This is a genomic window from Mycobacterium kyogaense (genome assembly GCF_003254575.1).
Lineage (GTDB): Bacteria > Actinomycetota > Actinomycetes > Mycobacteriales > Mycobacteriaceae > Mycobacterium > Mycobacterium kyogaense.
Genome location: NZ_QJUA01000010.1, coordinates 97,723 through 117,163, shown reverse-complemented (window position 1 = coordinate 117,163; position 19,441 = coordinate 97,723). Strand labels below are relative to the sequence as shown.

Sequence of the window (19,441 nt, the reverse complement as noted above, 5' to 3'; positions counted from 1 at the left end):
GGTGGAGCATCTGACGAACCTCGACGCCGGCTTCCTGGAGGCCGAAGACTCCGACCGGCACGTCAGTCTCGCCGTCGGGAGCCTGTCCATCCTCGAGGGCCCCATGCCCGCGGTCGACGCGATCGTCAGCGGCCTCGCCGACCGGATCGCCGACATCCCCCGGTTCCGGCAGGTGCTGCAGACCCATCTCCTCGATCTGGGCCCGCCGGAGTGGGCTGACGATCCGCACTTCGATCTGTCCCACCACATCCGTCGCGCCGCCCTGCCGACCCCTGGCGACGGCGACGCCCTCAACGGGTTGGTCGGCGACGTGATGGGGCGCCGGCTCGACAGGGACCGGCCCCTGTGGGAGTGCTGGATCATCGAAGGTCTGCAGGACAACAGATGGGCGATGCTCATCAAGATCCACCACTGCATGGCCGACGGCATCGCCACGATGCACCTGTTCTCGCGGCTGGTCGACAACGAGTCACCGGGATACGACACCTTGATCCGTGCCGCCCAGCAATCGGCGAAAAAGCCCTCACAACAGAAAGATTGGGGTCTGAACCCGGTGGGATGGGTGCGCGGCGTGGGGCGGGCAGCGATCACCGCGACGCGGGTCTCGGCGTTGGCGGTCGGCGGGGCTCTTCAGGTGACCACCGCCATCCTGCGGCCCGCGCAGACCTCCTCGCTCAACGGCCCGGTGTCGTCGATGCGACGCTTCGCCGCGGCGGCGGTGTCGCTCGACGACGTCGCACGCATCTGTGACGCACACGGCGTGACGCTCAACGACGTCGCGCTCGCCGCGATCACGAGCAGCTACCGCGCCGCGCTGGAGCGCCGCGGCGAAACACCCGCGCGGACGTCGCTGCGCACCCTGGTGCCCGTCTCGATGCGCTCGAACGGGGCCGCGGACCGTACCGACAACCGCGTGTCGTTGATGCTGCCGGCGCTGCCCGCCGACGCAGCGGATCCGGTGGAGCAGTTGCAGACGGTGCACCGGCGATTGTCCGCGGCCAAGGGCAGCGGGCAGCGGGAAGCGGGCGGCATCTTCGTCGCGCTGTCGAACCTGATGCCCTTCCCCGTCACCGCGTGGGCGGTGCGGGCGCTCACCCGCCTGCCGCAACGCGGCATCGTCACCCTGGCGACCAACGTGCCGGGACCGCGCGAACGCATGACGATCATGGGGCGGCCCATCGTCCGGGTGCTGCCCATCCCTCCGATCGCGATGCGGCTGCGCACCGGGGTGGCGATCCTCACCTACGCCGACGAGATGGTGTTCGGGATTCTCGGGGACTTCGATGCCGCGGCCGATGTCGACCAACTCGCCGCCGGGATCGAAACGGCGGTCGCGACGCTCGCCGCCACCGTCGGCTGAGGGCGGCGTATCAGCCATGAGTGCCGTGGATCTCGTCGACGACCGCCGCGACGGCCCGCGGCACCGCGGCTGCCACGGCCGGGCTCAGACCGCACCCGTGACCGACATCGGCGGCATCGACGGTGAACACCACCGTGCGTGTCGGCGCGCGTCCCAGCGCCCGGCCCAGCGCGAGCACCGCGGCCAGGTCCAGGCCGTGCGAGCTCACCGCAATCGGCGGTTGCTGCTGGGGCAGCCAGCGCCGGATTCGGCCGGGGATCGCGCCGCCGCCGGAGGCGGCGTCGATGATGATCGCCAGGTCTGTGTCCCCGACAGCGTCGAGGACATCGACCGGATCATTCTGCACGGTGACGACTTTCACGTCGGCTAGATCGAGACGCTGCACGGCGGCAGCGACGGCCGGCCCGAGCCCGTCGTCGCGCCGGAACTCGTTGCCGAGTCCGATCACGGTTGCAATCATCGTCTTTCGATGCGCAGGGTCAGGAAATGCGCCGAGCACGAAATGCACGGATCGTGGTTGCGGATCGCCCGCTCACACAGCGCGGTCAGCGCGGCGTCGTCGAGCGTCAGGTTTGCTCCCACCAGCAGGGCCATCTCGTGTTCGATCGCAGCCTGGTTCTGCGCGGTGGGGGGCACCATCGCCGCCGTGCGCACCAGTCCGTCGTCGTCGATCTCGTAGCGGTGGTAGAGCAGTCCGCGGGGCGCCTCACTGACACCGTGCCCGACGCCGGCGCGGGCCGGAACCTCGACCGACGGTCGTGCGGGGGGCTGGTAGGTCTCGATGATTCGCAGCGCTTCATCGATCGCGTACACCACCTCGACCGCACGAACGAGGATGCTGCGGAACGGGTTACGGCACGCCGAGCCAAGTCCGGCCTCAGCGGCTGCGTGCGCGGCGAGCGGCGACAGCCGCGACGAGTTCAGGGAGTACCGCGCCAGCGGTCCGGTCAGATAGCGGGCGCCGTCGAGTCTGGCCTGCAGTGCGGTGGAGTGCGGCACCTGAGTCTCGACGACATGGTCGGTGAAGTCGCGGACCGCGAATGTCTCTCCCGCGCTGCGCGCGATGGTTCCAGTCTCGATCGGGTAGTGATCCGGATGGGTCAACGCGAGGAACTCGTGGTCGACGTCCATGTCGGGAAAGTCGAGCCGGCTGAGCCTGCCCACGATGAGCAGCGCGTCGTCGGCGGCCCGACGCAACATCTCTTTCAGCGGCCGCAACTGCGCTGCTGTCGGTGTGGCGTGAAACCCCCCGAGCTTGACGTTGATCGGGTGGATCGCACGCCCGCCGATCTGTTCCATCAGCTGGTTGCCGGCCTTCTTCAGCGCCAGGCCGCGCTCCACCAGTTCCCGGTGATCGGCGGCCATCGTGATCACGTCGGGATACCCCAGGAAGTCGGGCAGGTGCAGCAGGAAGATGTGCAGCGCGTGACTGTGAATCCACTCCCCGCAGTACAACAGCCGCCGCAGCGCCGCCAGCGCAGGATCGATCGTCACACCGCACGCGTTCTCGATCGCATTGCATGCACTGATCTGATAGGCGACGGGGCAGATGCCACACACCCGGGCGGTGATGTCGGGCGGTTCGGTGTAGGAGCGGCCGCGTAGCAGCGCCTCGAAGAACCGCGGCGCCTCGTAGATGTTGAGTTCGACGTGCTCGACCACACCGTCGGTCAGTGTGACATGCAGCGCCCCTTCGCCTTCCACGCGCGTCAGGGCGCCCACGGTCAGTGTGCGGGTCTCTCGCACCTCGTCCCGCCCGGTCATGTGTCGTTCCGTTCTTCGGCGAAACGCGGTGCGTTGAAGGTGCTCAGCATCTGCTCCACTCCGCGTTCGGACAGTCCGTCGCGGCGCAACAGCGGGATCAGCGCGGCGGTGTTGGGGGTGGCCGCCGGCCCGAAGCAGCCGTAGCAACCGCGAGAGAACCGCGGGCACAGCGCCCCGCAGCCGGCGTGGGTGATGGGTCCGAGACACGGTGTGCCGTCAGCGACGACCACACAGGTCACCCCCCGTGCCTTGCACTCGGTGCACACGGTCTTGGCAGGCAATTTCGGCGTGCGGCCGACCAGCAGTGCGGCCAGCGTCTCCAGGAGTTGCCCACGATCGATCGGACAGCCCTGCAGCTGATAGTCGACCTTCACGTGCGCCGACGCCGGAGTGGAGGTGGCCAGCGTGTCGATGTACTCCGGTCGTGCGTAGACCACGGACGTGAACTCGTCGATATCGGCCCCGTTGCGCAAGGCTTGGATTCCGCCCGCGGTGGCGCACGCCCCGATCGCGACCAGAATTCGTGACTGGTCACGGATTTCGGCGATGCGTCGCTCGTCAGTCGCCGTGGTGATGGAACCCTCGACCAGCGATACGTCGTAGGGGCCCGGTGCGACGGTGCTCGATGCCTCCAAGAAGGTGGCGATCTGCACCTGACCGGTCAGGGTGAGCAGTTCGTCTTCGCAGTCGAGCAGTGTCAGCTGGCAGCCATCGCACGACGCGAACTTCCACACCGCCAGGGTCGGCGCGGTCACCTACAGCTCCCTGATCCGCAGCAGTGGTTCCGCGACGTCGTAGCCGACGACGGGTCCATCGCGACAAAGGAGCAGGGGTCCGAGCTGGCAGTGCCCGCACCAGCCGATGCCACACTGCATGTTGCGTTCGAGCGAGACTTCGATGTCACCGGCCCACATGCCTTTCCGGATCAGCGCGGCCGTACCGTTGCGCATCATCGCCTCGGGGCCGCACAGGAATGCGGTGGTCATCGCGGGTCGCAGCGGTAGTCGGCGCAGCGGCTGGGTCACGAACCCGACTTCCCCCGGCCAGCCCTGGACCGGCACGTCGACGGTGAGGTGGACATCGATGTCGCCACGCTGACTCCAGGCATCCAGCTCAGCGCCGAACAGGAAATCCTCGCGTCGGCGCGCGCCGACGATCACGGTGACGCGGCCGAAGCGCTCGCGGTCGTCGAGGGCGGCGAGTATCACCGGGCGCAGTGGCGCCAATCCGACGCCGCCCGCGACGATCACCAGATCACGATGCGCTGCGTCCTGCACGCCCCACCCGGTCCCGAACGGGCCGCGGAGCCCGATGACCGTTCCGGGCGCGGCGTCGTGGAGTTTCCCGCTGACGGCACCGACGGCGCGGATCGTGTGGGTGACGGTGGGCTCGGCGGAACCGGGCAGACCGCTGACCGAGATGGCCACCTCGCCGACGCCGAACGCGGACATCATCATGAACTGGCCCGGGGCGGGAGCGGGCAGCGCGTCGGCGACGGGGGACAGGCGCAGGGTCGCCGTGTCGCGGTTCTCGGCGACGCGATCGATTACGCGGTAGGGCGCTGGCGTCATGCCCGATAGGGAGGGGGCCGTCGCGGTGGTCGTGTCAGGCATCGCCGGCGTGCTCGCGCAGGGTCGCCATCTCTTCGGTGATGTCGATTCCGGTGGGGCACCAGGCGATACACCGTCCGCATCCGACGCAGCCCGAGCTGCCGAACTGGTCGTGCCAGGTGCCGAGCTTGTGCGTCAGCCAATGCCGGTACCGGGAGGAACCCGACTGCCGGACGCTGCCCTCGTGGACGAAGGAGAATTCCAGCTCGAAGCACGAGGACCACGTCATCCACCGCTCGGCGTGGGTGCCGGTGAGATCGGTGACGTCCTCGACGCAGGTGCAGAAGCACGTCGGGCACACCATGGTGCAGTTGCCGCAGGTGAGACAGCGCGACGCCACCTCCTCCCAGTGTGGCGATTCCCGCGACTCGATCAGCAGCTGCCGCAGGTCGCCGCCGGGCATCTGACGGCCCATGTGTGCCGCGGCATCGGCGACAGCCGCTCGCGCGCAGGTGATGTCGTCGTCATCTGCACTGCGGTGGTCCAGCCTGCCCAGTACGTCGGCACCGGCCGGGCTGCCGACGTCGACAACGTACTGCCGACCGCCGGGGCCGGTGCGTTCGGTCAGGGCCAGATCGAATCCGGCTGTGGCAGCGGGACCGGTGCCCATCGAGGAGCAGAAGCACAAGCCCCCGGGCTCAGTGCAGTTGACCGCAACGACGAAGGCCTGCCGCCGACGGCCGGTGAAGGCCGTGTCGGGGTGCGCACCGGCGCCGAGCACGCCGTCGAGGATCGCCATCGATGCGAGATCGCATGCGCGGACGCCGAGGAACGCGTACCGCGGCGCCTCGTCGGCAGGCTCGGCAGGCTGGGTCTCGCTCGACCAGACCTTCTGGCGGGCGGGGTGCAGAAATTGCTTCCACGACCCGGGGCCGGCGGAATGGCCGAACGCCGCGTCGTCGTCGCGTCGGCGCATTCGGTACCGGCCCGGCGCCACGTCCACGCCCCACCCGATGGGCAGGTCGTCAGCGCTGTCGAGTTCGTCGAGCACGATGGCGCTGCCGGACACGGTCGGTCCCACCACGCGGTAGCCGAGGTCCTTCAGCACGAACACCAGCTGCTCCAGACCTGCGGTGTCGATCACCGCCACATCCATGCTGTCATCGTGCGCCCCCTGCAGCGTCGATGATCAGGGCTTCGGTCCTGTGAATGTGGGGCCGAAAGTCCTTATCCTCGTTCATCGGTCGGTAACCGGTCGCCGATACCGTTGTGCCATGTCGGAACATCGGGATCCGAGGGTGGCGGCCGGGGGTGACACCGAGGCGGAATGGGCGCGCCTGGTGGAGCACCTCGATCAGCTGCTCGAGCGGCTCGCGGACGCCGAGACACAGTGGTCGGAGCGGATCGATGCCGCGGCAGAGACGTATCAGTCAAGTGTGCGCAACCTCGCGCACTACTGGGCGATTCGAGGCGTGGATCTGCGCGGCGTTCAACACCGGCTGGCCAATTTCGGGCTGTCGTCACTGGGCCGCAGTGAGTCCCACGTGGAAGCGAGCCTGCGTCGCGTCCGTGCGGCCCTGCTGGCGATGCTCGATGAATCGTGGTGTCCACCAACGCCGTCGGCGGTGGATGCCGACCAGGGGTGGGAGCTGCTGACCAGCCGGACCGCCGCGTTACTGGGGCCGACCCCGTCCATGCGGGAGACCCGCATCATGGTCACGCTGCCGTCGGAAGCGGCCACCGATGCTGATCTGGTCGAGCGGCTGGTGCGCCGCGGCATGGACGTCGCCCGGATCAACTGTGCGCACGACGATCCCGCCGCCTGGCGCGCGATGGCCGAACACGTGCGTGCCGCCAGTGCTGCGACCGGCCGCAGCTGTCGGATCGCCATGGACCTGGCCGGTCCCAAGCTGCGTACCGGACCGCTCACGCCGGGTCCGGCAGTGGTGAAGCTGCGACCTCATCGGGACGCGTTCGGGCACGTCGTGGCGCCGGCCCGCGCCTGGTTCACCGCGGCAGACGGCGCGGCGCCCGCGCCCGAACCCGGCATGACGGTCGTCACCGTGTCGGGCGAGTGGCTGACGCGACGCCAGGCCGGCGAGGTACTCACCGTTCGGGACACCCGCGGTGCGACACGGAGTCTGACGGTGGCCGATGTCGTCTACCGCCACGGGGCGGTGGTCTGCTCGGACCGAACGGCGTACCTCGCGACCGGGACGGTGGTGCGGGTGGACGGGGTCGACGACCCGACCGAGATCGGCGCGCTGCCCCCACGGGAGCAGTATCTGATGCTGCGGCCCGGCGACACCGTGTCGGTGGTCGAAGACTGCGCGCCCGTGCCGCCCGACGCCGGGCGGATCGGCTGCACGCTGCCCGACGTCTTCATTCACGCGCGTGTCGGACAACGCGTGTTCTTCGACGACGGCCGTATCGGTGCCACCATCGTCGCGGCGACGTCCGACGCGCTGCAGGTGCGCATCGACCGCGCAGCGCGGACCGGGTCGAAACTGAGATCGGGCAAGGGAATCAACCTGCCCGATACGCGGCTGCCGGTGTCTGCGTTGACCGCCAAGGACGTCCGCGATCTGATCACCGTGGTGGACATCGCCGACGTGGTCGAAATGTCGTTCGTCCAGGAGCCCGCCGACGTGCGAGCGCTCCACGACGCGCTCGATCGCCTCGACGGGCACGGCGTCGGCGTGGTGCTCAAAATCGAGACCCGGCGCGCATTCGAGCAGTTGCCCGAGCTGCTCGCGGTGGCGATGCGCCGACCGTTGCTGGGGGTGATGATCGCGCGTGGTGACCTCGCAGTGGAGGCAGGTTACGAGCGGTTGGCCGAACTACAGGAGGAGATCCTGTGGCTGTGCGAGGCGGCGCACCTGCCGGTGATCTGGGCGACCCAGGTCCTCGAGCAGCTCGCCAAGAGTGGGTTGCCGTCGCGCGCCGAGATCAGCGATGCCGCGCTGGGCGAGCGTGCCGAGTGCGTCATGCTGAACAAGGGTGCCCATGTCGAAGACGCCGTGGTGGTACTCGACGACATTCTCAGCAGGATGGCCGAGCACCACTGCAAGAAGAACGCTCTGCTGCCGCAGCTGCATTCGTGGTACCCGTCGGATACGCAGAATTCCCTGAAATAAAGGACTTTGGACCGCATATCGTCGCGGCACCGCGGGGCTAACGTCACGCTATGGCTCACAAGACCGCGCCCGTGTCGGTGCTCGCCGCGTCGGAATGCTGGGACCGTCTGGCAAGTGTCTCCCTCGGTCGACTCGTCACCAGCGTCGACGGCGAGCCGTCGATCTTTCCGGTGAACTTCGCCGTGCAGAACCGCACGATCCTGTTCCGCACTGCGGAGGGCACGAAGTTGGTCAGCGCTGCGATCAACAACACGGTGCTGTTCGAGGCCGACGATCACACCGTCACCGACGGGTGGAGCGTGATCGTCACGGGGAGCGCGCGGTCCCTGCGAACGGACGAGGAGCTCGCGGAAGCCGACACAGCAAACCTCCGTCCGTGGACGATCACGGAGAAGTCCCACTATGTGCGTATCAGGCCCCTGAACGTCACGGGCAGGCATTTTGTTTTCGGTGGAGAAGATCGCTGGTCTTTATGACAATCAGTGACAAAATGATGACGTGAGTCCTGCGGGCAGCGCGAACAGCGACCCGGGTGCGCGGCCGCTCCGCGATACCCTTTCTCAGCTGCGCCTGCGCGAACTGCTGATCGAGGTGCAGGAACGCGTCGAGCAGATCGTGGAGGGGCGCGACCGGCTGGACGGCCTGGTCGAGGCGATGCTCGTGGTCACCTCGGGACTGGAACTCGACGAAACGCTCCGGACGATCGTGCACACGGCAATCGATCTCGTCGATGCCAGCTTCGGGGCGCTCGGGGTGCGTGGCGACGATCACGAACTGCTGGAGTTCATCTACGAGGGCATCGACGAGGAAGCCCGCGAACTGATCGGCCATCTTCCCGAGGGACGGGGAGTGCTCGGCGTGCTTCTCGACGATCCCAAGCCGATCCGGTTGGACAACATCTCCCATCACGCGGCGTCGGTCGGCTTTCCGGCGAACCATCCGCCCATGCGCACGTTTCTCGGTGTCCCGGTACGCATCCGCGACGAGGTGTTCGGCAACCTCTACCTCACCGAAAAGGCCGACGGGCAACCGTTCAGCGAGGACGACGAGGTGCTGGTCCAAGCACTCGCGGCGGCGGCGGGCATCGCGATCGACAACGCCCGTCTCTACCAGCAGTCGAAGCTCCGCCAGTCCTGGATCGAGGCCACCCGCGACATCGGCACCGAGTTGCTGGCCGGCACCGATCCCGCGGCGGTGTTCCGGCTCATGGCCGAGGAATCGCGCACGCTCAGCGGTGCCCAGGCATCGATCGTCGCGGTGCGGGCCGACCTCGACGAGCCGGTCGGCGAGGTCGACGAGCTGATCGTCACCGCGACCGACGGAATGGGACCCGGTACGGAGCTGCATTCGATACCCATTGCCGGCACCGACGTCGGCGCGGTGTTCGTCGAACAGCGCCCGAACCGGTTCGACGTGCTGCAGTTGGCACCCGGATGCGTCGCCGACGGCCCCGCGTTGGTGCTGCCGCTGCGCGCCACCGACACCGTGGCCGGTGTGCTGATCGCGCTGCGGCCGGCCGGCGTTCTCGCGTTCAACGCCGGCGAGCTGGACATGATGGCCGCGTTCGTGGATCAGGCGGCGCTGGCGTGGCAGCTGGCGACCACGCAGCGCCGACTGCGCGAACTCGACGTCATCTCCGACCGCGACCGCATCGCCCGCGATCTGCACGACCACGTGATCCAGCGGCTGTTCGCCGTCGGGTTGGCGCTGCAGGGCACCATCCCGCGGGCCAGAAGCGCCGAGGTGCAGCAGCGGCTCAGCGAGTCCGTCGACGACCTACAACAGGTGATCCAGGAGATCCGTACCGCGATCTTCGATCTGCATGGCGGGCAGTCGGGCATCACCCGCCTGCGGCAGCGCCTCGATGAGGCGATCGCGCAGTTCGCGACACCCAAGATCCGGACCACCGTGCAGTTTTCGGGACCGCTGTCGGTGATCGACGCGGCGTTAGCCGACCACGCCGAAGCGGTGGTCCGGGAAGCTGTCAGCAATGCGGTCCGCCATGCCGATGCCACCTCGCTGGCGATCACCGTGGCCGCCAACGACGAGTTGGTCATCGAGGTCGTCGACAACGGCCGCGGCATCACGGACTCGATCACCGGATCGGGGTTGACCAACCTCGGCCGGCGTGCCGCGGACGCAGGAGGATCGTTGACGATCGGGCCCGCCGACGGCGGGGGCACCCGGCTGAGATGGGCTGCGCCCCTTCACTAGTAAGCGCAACGATCACGGCGCCAGGTGGATCTTGACGTGGCCCGCGGATTTCGACATCGCGGCCGCGTAGGCCTGCGCCGCCTCGGTCAGCGGCATCGTGGCGGTGAAGATCCCACGCACGTCGAGACGGCCGCTGCGCAGCAGCGGGATCAACTCCGGCCACGTCTGCTGCACCGGCGCCGTCGTCAACCGGATCGTCAGACTGCGCAGCAGCCCCAGGAGCGCCGGGAACGGGTACGGCTGCAGATCGTGCACCCCGACGACCGACACCGTGCCGCCGACCCGCACGGCGGTGATCGCGTCGTCGAGTGTGGTGTCGGTGCCGACCGCGTCGATCACCGCGTCCGCGCCCAGGCCGTTCGTCGCCTCCATGACGGTGGCTGCCGCAGGCGGCGGTGCCGGGGTGGCGCCGGCCAGCGCGGCCCGGTCACGTCGATACTCCACCGGGTCGATCGCGAAAACCCGTGCTGCGCCGAGGAACAACGCGCTGCGGATGGCGCACTGGCCGACAGCGCCTGCGCCGATGACTGCGACGGTGCCGCCGACCGGGATGTCCGCGCGGCGGGCCGCCGCCCACCCGGTTGCGAGATTGTCGGTCAGAAGCAGTGCCGCCTCGGTGTCGATACCTTCGGGGATGCGCAGCAGCTGGAAGTCGGCGGCAGGGACGGCCATCAGATCGGCCTGCGCGCCGCCGAGGACGCCCGCGCCGAAGATCTGCGGTCCTGCCACGCAGCGAACCGGGTCGGAGGTCGCACATCCTGCGCAGCGCCCGCAACCGGCGACCGAGGACACCAGCACCCGGTCTCCGATCGCGACACTCGTGACGTCCGAACCGATCTCGCGCACGACGCCGACGGCCTCGTGGCCGACCGACACCGGCTCGGCCATCGGGTAGTGCCCTTCGAGGAAGTGCAGATCGGACCCGCAGATCGCGGTCGCGGTGACCTCGATGACGGCGCCGTCGGGTCCGGGCAGCACCGGGTCCCGACGGTCTTCGACACGCACCGTGCCGCCCGGGTCGACGACGACCGCGCGCATCTCAGGCCGCCCCATCGTGGTCGTGGGATGCGTCGTCGCCGTCGGCGTCGATGCGGAAGTGGCTGAACTCGGGTTCGGCCACGGCGTCGTGATATTCGCAGAGGCGCCATGGGCTCACGGTGTGGATCTCCCCGCTGCTGGTCTTGAAGTAGGAGTGCTCGACAGCCGGGTGCGCCCACACCGTCGCGGTGATGCGCTCCTGTGTGCGTCGGTGCCAGTCCTGGGTCGGCTCGGGCAAAGGCTCCATGGCACGCGCTCCGCGGTCGATCAGATGGGCGAGGCAGGCGTTGATGTAGCGCATCTGCAGTTCCGAGTGCATGATCAGGCTGCCGCCGTGCGCCAGATGCGTTCCGGGACCGTAGGTCATGAAGAAGTTCGGGAAGCCCGGCACCGTGATGCCGAGGTAGGCGTGTGGTCGCTGTCCCCACACCTCGTGCAGGTCCGCCCCGTCGCGGCCGGTGACCGTCATCGGCATCAGCACCTCGGTGGCGTGAAACCCTGTGGCGTACACGATCACATCAGCGTCGTAGGCGGTGCCGTCGGTGGTCACGACACCGTGGGGGGTCACCTCCTGCAGTGGTGTGCGGACCAGTGAGACATTCGGCCGTTTCAGGGTGCCGAGCCAGCTGCCGTTGTCCTGCAGGGTCCGTTTGGCGGTCGCCGGATAGTCGGGCAGCACCCGGGCCAGCAATTCCTGGTCGTCACCGACCTGCGACGTGATCCACTCGGTGAACATCATGCGCGCCAACGCGTTGATCTCGCTGACCGCATGCTGCTGATCGGGATAGCCGGGGTCGACGCGGGCGGCGTCGAGGCCCTTGTCCGCGCCGGGCCAGAACAACAGGAAGCGGTACCAGCGGGCGTAACCGGGGAGGTTCTCCAGCGCCCAGCGCGCGCCGTCGGGGACCGGATCGTGGTACGTCGGATTCGGGAACATCCACTGTGCGGTGCGCTGGAAGACGGTCACCTGGGCCACCGTGTCGGCGATCGCGGGCGCGATCTGGAAACCGCTGGCGCCGGCGCCGACCAGCGCGACGCGCCGCCCCGTGAGGTCGACGTCGTGGTCCCAGCGCGCCGAGTGAAAAGACGGTCCTGCGAACGACTCTCGACCGGGGAGATCCGGCAGTGCGGGCCGGTTGAGTTGACCGACCGCGGTGATCACGGCGTCTGCGGTCAGCGTGTACACCTCCTGGCCGGTGCGCACCTCGACCCGCCACGTGGAGGTCTCGTCGTCCCACCGTGCCGATGTCACTTCGCTGTTCCATCGCACGTGCTCGCGCAGGCCGTGCCGATCCATCACGTCGGCGAAATAGGCAGCCAGCTCCGGTTGCTCGGCGAAGAAGTGGTCCCAATGGTTGCTGGGTTCGAAGCTGTAGCAGTAGAGGTGGTTGGCGACATCGACCCGCGCACCGGGATAGCGGTTCTCCCACCACGTCCCACCCGGGCCGGCGTTCTTCTCGATGATCTCGAACGCAATTCCCGCTTGCTGCAGCCGGATTCCGGCCAGGATGCCCGACTCGCCGCAGCCGATCACCAGCACACGCCGGCCGGCCGCGCGATCGGGATCCACGGAGGAGGGGCGGCGCGGGTCGGTGCCCTCGAGATCGAGTTCCTCGAGAACCAGTCCGATGTTGGCATCGTCGACGGGTTCGCAGGCCGCCCAGTCGAGCATCTCCCGCACCAGGTCGGCCGGCAGCGGCGGCAGGGGTGGGCAGCCCCGGTCGCGGTAGTCGACGATCGCGGGTAGTGCAGCCGCCCGGGCGCGGGCCTTGTCCTCCTCGCTCATGAAACCCTGGATCTCGTTGAGGAACAGGCCCGCCTGAGCGAAGTCGCGGATGAAGCGCGGGTCACCGGTCAGATGCACCATCGACAGAAGCAGCGCGGGAATGCTGACATCGGCAAGGGCGGCGGCGATCTCGTCTGTCGACGTGTCGAATCGCCGGGCTGCGTGCACCGTCCGTGTCACGGGACCTCCTGATCACCATATCGCAACGATGCGTAGCGTAACTGGTGGAGCTCGGTCGGCGCAATGAATCCGCCACCAGCGTCTCCTGACGAAAAGCGTGACGTAAATCGCCTGCGCAGCGGGCGGTTGCGGGCGCACAATCGAGGGGTCATGTGCCGGCGGTCGGGTGCAGGGGCCAGTCCTCCGGCAGGTCCGCGTCAGTGCGCGGAGTCGAAGAAGGGGACATGACATGACGAACAAGTGGATGATCGCGGGAGCGGCGGCAGTGCTGGCCGGAGCGGGTCTTGCGACGGTGGTATCGGCGGGACCGGCGGCAGCACAACCGTGCAGCAATGCGGTGGTGTTCGGAAATGGCGGTGGCCGTTGCGATTCCCTGCCCGGGCCGGACGGTACCTTCCAGCGCTGCGACACCGTGTACGTGCTGGGTATCGGCGGCACCAACTGCTATCAGGTGCCCGTCGGCCCACCGCCCACCTGATCGCAGGAGATGTCGGCGCCGGCTGTTGTAGCCTCACCGCATGGAAGTACTACGGTCCGTAGTGGTCTTGCTGCACCTGGTCGGTTTCGCAGTCACTTTCGGTGCGTGGGTCGCCGAGGCGGCGGCCCGCCGGTTCGTCACCACCCGGTTGATGGACTACGGCCTGCTGGTGTCACTGCTCACCGGCCTCGCGCTGGCGGCGCCATGGCCGGCCGGGGTCGAGCTGAACTATCCGAAGATCGGCGTGAAGCTCGTCATCCTCGTCGTCCTCGGCGGCGTGCTCGGCATGGGCAACGCTCGGCAACGGCGGACGGGAAACCCCGTGCCGCGCCGGCTGTTCCTGTCTGTCGGCCTACTGGCGCTCACCGCGGCCGCTGTCGCCGTGGTGTGGTGATCGGCTGCCCTCACTGCTCGCCGAGGCCCATCAGCTCGGTCACCTGGTGGTCCCGCCCGGCCGTGTAGCCGCCGTCCACCGCGATCGCCTGGCCGCTGACGAAACTCGCGTCGGCCGACAGCAGAAACGCGGCGACGGCGGCGATCTCGTCGGGGCGACCGAACCTGCGCAGCTTGTGCTCGTGACGCACACCCTCGCGCGGGCCTGCCATCCCCTCGAGGCCCATCACCGACTCGAACAGCGGCGTCTCGATGAAGCCGGGACAGATCACGTTGGCGCGAATTCCGCTCGGCCCGTAGTCGATCGCCGCGTTCTTCGTCAGCAGGACGACACCGCCCTTCGATGCGTTGTAGGCGCTGCCGCCCGCGGTGCCCTCGAGGCCCTCGACACTGGACAGCGTCACCACCGCACCACGTTCACCGTCCACCCGATCCTGCGTCATCATCTGGGCCAGCACCGCGCGCAGCACCACGAAGGTGCCCTTGAGGTTGACGTCGACGACGCGGTCCCACTCCTCGTCGGGCACCAAATGGATCGGTCCGCCACCGCCCACCCCCGCGGAGTGCACGACGCCGTCGAGGCGGCCCGCCACCTCGATGACGCGCTGCACCGCGGCGTCGAGCGCCGCGGAATCGAGCACGTCGCCCCGCACGAACTCCGATGACTCGCAGGCAGCCAGGTCCAGCCCCACGACGATCGCGCCTTCGGCCGTCAACCGCCGCACGGTGGCCTCACCGATGCCCGACGCGGCACCTGTGACCAGAATCCCTTTCCCCGCAAGCCCGTTCACCGGCACAGTATGGCCGACGTGGCGCCGAGCGGGCCGGGGAATCGGCAGTGCGGCGAAACGCGACCATCCACCTGCCGCGATCTGTATGGTGACAATGCTCAGCGCCACCGACCGCCTCAGCAGGAGACACCATGACAGCGCGATTGGCCGGCAAGGTCGCCCTCATCAGCGGAGCCGCCCGCGGGATGGGCGCCTCACACGCGCGGCAGATGGTTGCCCACGGCGCCAAGGTGGTGTGCGGCGACATCCTCGACGCCGAGGGCGAACGGGTCGCGGCAGAGCTCGGCGACGATGCGCGCTACGTGCACCTCGACGTCACCGATCCGAACGACTGGCGCGCGGCGGTGGCCACCGCGCAGGACGCATTCGGCTCGCTCGACGTCCTGGTCAACAACGCCGGGATCTTGAACATCGGCACGATCGAGGATTACGACATGGCCGAGTGGCAGCGCATCCTCGATATCAATCTCACCGGCGTATTCCTGGGCATCCGCGCCGCCGCAGGACCCATGAAGGCGGCGGGCCGCGGATCGATCATCAACATCTCCTCGATCGAGGGAATGGCCGGCACGATCGCCTGCCACGGATACACCGCCACCAAATTCGCGGTGCGCGGCCTGACCAAATCCACTGCGCTGGAACTGGGGCCGTTCGGCATCCGGGTGAACTCGGTGCATCCCGGATTGGTCAAGACGCCGATGGCGGACTGGGTGCCCGAGGACATCTTCACCACCGCGCTGGGGCGCATCGCCCAGCCCGTCGAGGTCAGCAATCTGGTGGTCTATCTGGCCAGCGACGAGTCGAGCTACTCGACCGGTGCGGAGTTCGTCGTCGACGGTGGCACCATCGCCGGTCTCGCGCACAAAGACTTCTCCGCTGTCGATGCCGACGCCCAGCCCGACTGGATCACCTAGTCCGCAGACTGGCGGTCCATCCGCCGACCCAGCTCGGCGCGCGACGTGATGCCCAGTTTGCGATAGACGCGGGTGAGATTGTGCTCGACGGTCTTGGTGCTGATGAACATCTCTGCCGCGATGTTCTTGTTCGTCGCTCCGGAGGCGGCCATCTCCGCCACCCGGCGCTCCGACGGCGTCAACGCCGTCAGATCGTCCGAGGGCGCCACCACCGCGCGGGCCAGCTCGGCACGCGCCCGCCGGGCCCACAGCGGGGTTCCGAGTTGCTCGAACGTCTGCAGCGCCTCGGTCAATATCGTTGCGGCGAGTTGCTTCTGCCGCAGCCTGCGCTGGAGCTGGCCGAGCACCAGCTGGGTGCGCGCCCGCTCGAAGGGCATCGGTAGTCGGTCGTGCTCGGCCAACGCTCGGTGCGCTGCCTCCTCCGCCGCGGCCACCTGTCCCGCGGCGGCGAGTACGACAGCGCGACACCGCGTGCCGACCGCCTTCATCCACCCGCGGTCGTGCTCGGCGCCGTCGCGTTCCAGTGCGGCCGTGAGTCTTTCGGCCTCGTCGAGACGGCCCACCGCCACCATCGCCTCGATGGCATCGGGAAGATGCCATCCGTAGGCGATCTCGGTCGTCAGGCCGGGTTCGTCCAGGAACGACATGTCGAGTGCTGCCAACGCTTCCCGGTGTCGGCCGAGCGACCCCTCGAGGAAGCACAGCGCCATACCCGGCCAGTCGGCGATGTGCGAGGCGCTGCGACCCCGGGTGGCGGCGACGACCCGGCTGGCATCGGTGCGGGCGTCGTCCTCATGGCCCAGGAACGACGACACGACCGCCCGCACGGTCAACGGGATGATGAGGACATCGTCACCGCCGAGTTGTTCGGCCCGCTCCACCGCATCGGTGGCCTCGACCGCGGCCTCGGCGAACCGACCACGCCAGATGTGGTTCATCGCAAGGAAACCCGCGATCGCCATCATGTCGCTTTCCGCGCCTCGCTCCGCGCACACCACCCGCAGCGCGGTGAACTGCTCGTGGGCCTGCTGCAGTCTGCCCGTCCAGGACAGCGTGAGCGCCTGCACCAGAGGTGCCCGGAAGATGATCGGGACGTCGAAGGCGCTGTCATAGCACTCGAGCGCGCGGCGCAGCGCCCGCTGATCGAGACCTCGGCCGTTCTGGAAGTCGATGTACACCGACCAGGCTAGCGCCGGGCTGATGATCGCGGGCACGCCGAGCTCCTCGGCGAGCTTCACCGCGTCGCGACCGTGCCGCCGCGCGTCATCGGGCTCGCCGATGCTGTTGAGCGCGAACGACAATCGCAGCAGAACCTGGATCAGAGCGGCGACGTTGCCGGCGGCGTCGTCCACCGCGCCGCGCAGCAACTCCACGGCGTCGCTGTGCTCGTTCTGGTACATCAGCACCGTGGCGAGCAGGCTTGCCCCCAACGCGCGAACGATCTCCGGCTCACCGGGTGGCATGTTCGCGAGCAATTCGCCCGCGCGGGCGACGTTGCCTGCCAAAAAGTGGTTCTCGGCGGATTTCAGCCGGCGCAGCGCGGTGTCGCCACCCAGCCCGATCGCCAGATCGACCAACTCCGCGGCCGCGGCGGGCGCGCCGCGGGACCGGGCCGAGTCCGCCGCGGCGTCCAGTGCGGTGAAGATCTCCTCGGTGCCGGTCGCCGAGGCCAGCGCCAGGTGGCGGGCGCGGACCTCCGGGAGCGTCACCGCCGACGCCAGCCTGCGGTGCATCGCCCGGCGAGCCGGTGAACCCGCGTCGGCGTAGACCCCGCTGGCCAGCAGGGGATGGGTGAACCACACCTTGTTGCCGTGCAGGGTGAGAACGCCTGCTGCCTCGGCGCGTTCGATCAGATCGGTCACCTCGTCACGGCTCGTACCGTTGGCGTCGACGAGCACATCCACGCGCGCGTCGGCCAGACACGCCACGCTGAGCAGGAACTCCCGCATCCGATCGTCCAGCGAGCCGATGTGTGCGCGCACCACCTCCGTCAGAGTGGGCGGCAGGGCATGATCGGTGACCGCCGCGACGTGCTGGCCTTCGCCGATCGCGCGCGCCAGCTCCAGCGCGAAAAACGGGTTCCCGCCGGATATCTCGGCAATGCGCAGGACTGTCGGGCGGGAAAAGGTGCGGCCCACCCGCTCGGAGATCAACGCGTGCAGCGCGGCACTGTCGAGTGGCCGCACCACGCTGCGGTGAATGCCGTCGGGTCTGCTCAGCGTCAGCCACGTCGTCGTCGTGCCGTCGCCCGGGTGGCATCTCTCCGTGACCAGCAACCCGAACCGGCCCTGCAGCCGGCGTGCGGCGAACGTCACCGCTGCGCGGCTCGACGCGTCCATCCACTGGATGTCGTCGATCGCAACCACGACCGGGCCGGCCTGGGCCAGGACGTGCACCACGGCGAGGAACGCGGCGGCCACCACGCGGTGGTCGGTGACCGGGCCGTCGTCGCCGGCCCGAAGCAGCACCCGATCGAGAGCGAGCCGCTGCAGAGGCGGTAGGCCGGCGATCACCCCGGGATCGACATCGGCCAGCAGATCGGCCAGCGCGGCGAACGCCATCACCGATTCCGCCTGGCCCACCCGCGCGCTCAACACCCGGAAGCCGTCAGCGGCGGCCTGCTCGACCAGGGCCAGCCACACGGTGGTCTTCCCGATCCCGGCTTCCCCCTCGATGACGAGGCCGGTGGGTCGCTGAGCTGCCGCATCGAGAAATCCAGCAACCTGTGGATCGACGATCGATCCTCGGGGAGCGGGCGGCATGGTCTCCACTATCGCAGCGGGCAAAGAAGTGTGCAAAGACCCGCGGGTTCGCGCCGCCGGACCCGCGCCCAATCGATGGCCCACAGCTCAGCGCAGCGTGACCACGACCTTGCCACGCGCGGTCCGGTCCTCCAGCGCTGCGATGGCCTCGCCGGCCCGCTCCACGGGGTAGACGTCGGGTTCCGGCGGACGCACCGCGCCTGAGGCCAGCAACGGCGCCAGCTCCGCCCACTGCTCGGCCAGGTACCCCGGATGCGTCATCGTCCACGCGCCCCACCCCACGCCCACGGCGTCGACGTTGTTGAGCAGCAGGCGATTGACTTTCACCGTCGGGATCTCGCCGCCGGTGAAACCGACGACCAACAGGCGCCCGCCCGGAGCCAGGGACCGCAGCGAATCGGTGAAACGGTCCCCGCCCACCGGATCCAGCACGATGTCGACCCCGCGCCCACCGGTGAGGTCCTTCACCGCGTCTTTGAAGCCGTCGGCGAGCACCACGTCGGACGCGCCGGCGGCGCGGGCCACCTCAGCCTTGGCGTCGGTGCTGACAACGGCGATCGTGCGCGCGGCGCCGAAGGCGGACGCCAGCCGCAGCGTCGAGGTGCCGATGCCCCCGGCGGCGCCGTGCACCAGCACGGTCTCACCTTCCCGCAGCCGTCCGCGGGTGCGCAGCGCGAAATGCACGGTCAAATCGTTGAACAACAATCCCGCACCGGCTTCGAACGACACCGCATCCGGCAGTGCGAACACCCGCTCAGGCTGCAGCGCAACGACTTCGGCCATCGCGCCGGACAGCATGGTCAATCCGGCCACCCGGTCGCCGGGACGTACGTGTGCACCCTCGGGCGCGCTGCGCACCACGCCGGCGATCTCGGCGCCCGGGACATAGGGGAGTTCGGGCTTGTACTGATAGAGCCCGCGTGATTGCAGCGCATCGGGAAACGCGACGCCGGCGGCATGTACGTCGACGACCACGGAATCCTCGGCGGCGGCCGGTTCGTCGATCTCGACCAGCTCGGCGGCGCTGGGCCCGTCCAGACTGCGGATGTGGATTGCGCGCATGCCGACCATTGA

General features: G+C 68.8%; 17 protein-coding genes. 7 read left to right on the top strand and 10 right to left on the bottom strand.

The annotated features are described in order from the left end of the window. Position 1: 1 nt before the first annotated feature. Entirely contained in the window at positions 2–1,360 is a 1,359-nt protein-coding gene (locus DMB80_RS10185; protein WP_111509735.1) for a WS/DGAT/MGAT family O-acyltransferase, read from the top strand. A gap of 10 nt (positions 1,361–1,370) precedes the next feature. On the opposite strand, the gene DMB80_RS10180 is transcribed toward DMB80_RS10185, so the two are convergent. From DMB80_RS10180 to DMB80_RS10160, 5 genes are read right to left on the bottom strand one after another with little or no spacing between them, the layout of a single operon-like run. After that, positions 1,371–1,820 carry a hydrogenase maturation protease gene (locus DMB80_RS10180; RefSeq protein WP_111509734.1) on the bottom strand — a complete coding sequence of 150 codons (450 nt, stop codon included), beginning with the start codon at positions 1,818–1,820 and terminating at the stop codon, positions 1,371–1,373. Then, complete coding sequence (locus DMB80_RS10175; protein WP_111509733.1) at positions 1,817–3,124, bottom strand: Ni/Fe hydrogenase subunit alpha; 1,308 nt, start codon at positions 3,122–3,124, stop codon at positions 1,817–1,819. Before DMB80_RS10175 ends, DMB80_RS10180 begins: the two co-directional genes overlap by 4 nt. Continuing rightward, a complete protein-coding gene (locus DMB80_RS10170) occupies positions 3,121–3,879 on the bottom strand; it encodes an NADH-quinone oxidoreductase subunit B family protein (protein WP_111509732.1) in 759 nt (252 codons plus the stop codon). Before DMB80_RS10170 ends, DMB80_RS10175 begins: the two co-directional genes overlap by 4 nt. After that, positions 3,880–4,695 carry an FAD/NAD(P)-binding protein gene (locus DMB80_RS10165; protein WP_240431104.1) on the bottom strand — a complete coding sequence of 272 codons (816 nt, stop codon included), beginning with the start codon at positions 4,693–4,695 and terminating at the stop codon, positions 3,880–3,882. It abuts the gene before it with no gap. A gap of 34 nt (positions 4,696–4,729) precedes the next feature. Further along, the gene (locus tag DMB80_RS10160) at positions 4,730–5,830 is read right to left on the bottom strand and encodes a 4Fe-4S dicluster domain-containing protein (RefSeq protein ID WP_111509730.1); all 1,101 of its coding nucleotides are present in this window, start codon (positions 5,828–5,830) and stop codon (positions 4,730–4,732) included. A gap of 118 nt (positions 5,831–5,948) precedes the next feature. Between DMB80_RS10160 and DMB80_RS10155 the strand changes: the two genes are divergently transcribed. From DMB80_RS10155 to DMB80_RS10145, 3 genes are read left to right on the top strand one after another with little or no spacing between them, the layout of a single operon-like run. Beyond that, on the top strand, positions 5,949–7,811 hold the full coding sequence (locus tag DMB80_RS10155; protein WP_111509729.1) for a pyruvate kinase: 1,863 nt from the start codon (positions 5,949–5,951) through the stop codon (positions 7,809–7,811). A 50-nt stretch (positions 7,812–7,861) separates the two neighbouring features. Next, positions 7,862–8,287, top strand: coding sequence for a pyridoxamine 5'-phosphate oxidase family protein (locus tag DMB80_RS10150; protein WP_111509728.1), 426 nt, complete (start codon positions 7,862–7,864; stop codon positions 8,285–8,287). Positions 8,288–8,309: 22 nt separating this feature from the next. Then, the gene (locus DMB80_RS10145) at positions 8,310–10,025 is read left to right on the top strand and encodes a sensor histidine kinase (RefSeq protein WP_111509727.1); all 1,716 of its coding nucleotides are present in this window, start codon (positions 8,310–8,312) and stop codon (positions 10,023–10,025) included. Positions 10,026–10,037: 12 nt separating this feature from the next. Here DMB80_RS10145 and DMB80_RS10140 read toward each other — a convergent pair whose 3' ends face one another. Beyond that, complete coding sequence (locus DMB80_RS10140; protein WP_111509767.1) at positions 10,038–11,063, bottom strand: alcohol dehydrogenase catalytic domain-containing protein; 1,026 nt, start codon at positions 11,061–11,063, stop codon at positions 10,038–10,040. 1 nt (position 11,064) lies between these two features. Continuing rightward, complete coding sequence (locus tag DMB80_RS10135; protein ID WP_111509726.1) at positions 11,065–13,029, bottom strand: flavin-containing monooxygenase; 1,965 nt, start codon at positions 13,027–13,029, stop codon at positions 11,065–11,067. Between the two features lie 229 nt (positions 13,030–13,258). Between DMB80_RS10135 and DMB80_RS10130 the strand changes: the two genes are divergently transcribed. Continuing rightward, entirely contained in the window at positions 13,259–13,507 is a 249-nt protein-coding gene (locus DMB80_RS10130; RefSeq protein WP_046364411.1) for a CDGP domain-containing protein, read from the top strand. Positions 13,508–13,547: 40 nt separating this feature from the next. Beyond that, complete coding sequence (locus DMB80_RS10125) at positions 13,548–13,901, top strand: Fe-S protein (protein ID WP_111509725.1); 354 nt, start codon at positions 13,548–13,550, stop codon at positions 13,899–13,901. A 10-nt stretch (positions 13,902–13,911) separates the two neighbouring features. Here DMB80_RS10125 and DMB80_RS10120 read toward each other — a convergent pair whose 3' ends face one another. After that, complete coding sequence (locus tag DMB80_RS10120; RefSeq protein ID WP_111509724.1) at positions 13,912–14,691, bottom strand: SDR family NAD(P)-dependent oxidoreductase; 780 nt, start codon at positions 14,689–14,691, stop codon at positions 13,912–13,914. Between the two features lie 131 nt (positions 14,692–14,822). Between DMB80_RS10120 and DMB80_RS10115 the strand changes: the two genes are divergently transcribed. Further along, positions 14,823–15,605, top strand: a complete 783-nt coding sequence (locus DMB80_RS10115) for a glucose 1-dehydrogenase (RefSeq protein WP_111509723.1) — start codon at positions 14,823–14,825, stop codon at positions 15,603–15,605. Here the strand turns inward: DMB80_RS10115 and DMB80_RS10110 are convergent. Continuing rightward, on the bottom strand, positions 15,602–18,367 hold the full coding sequence (locus DMB80_RS10110; RefSeq protein ID WP_205538611.1) for a helix-turn-helix transcriptional regulator: 2,766 nt from the start codon (positions 18,365–18,367) through the stop codon (positions 15,602–15,604). The genes DMB80_RS10115 and DMB80_RS10110 overlap by 4 nt on opposite strands. An 87-nt stretch (positions 18,368–18,454) precedes the next feature. Continuing rightward, the gene (locus DMB80_RS10105) at positions 18,455–19,429 is read right to left on the bottom strand and encodes an NADPH:quinone oxidoreductase family protein (RefSeq protein WP_111509766.1); all 975 of its coding nucleotides are present in this window, start codon (positions 19,427–19,429) and stop codon (positions 18,455–18,457) included. Positions 19,430–19,441: the final 12 nt, after the last annotated feature.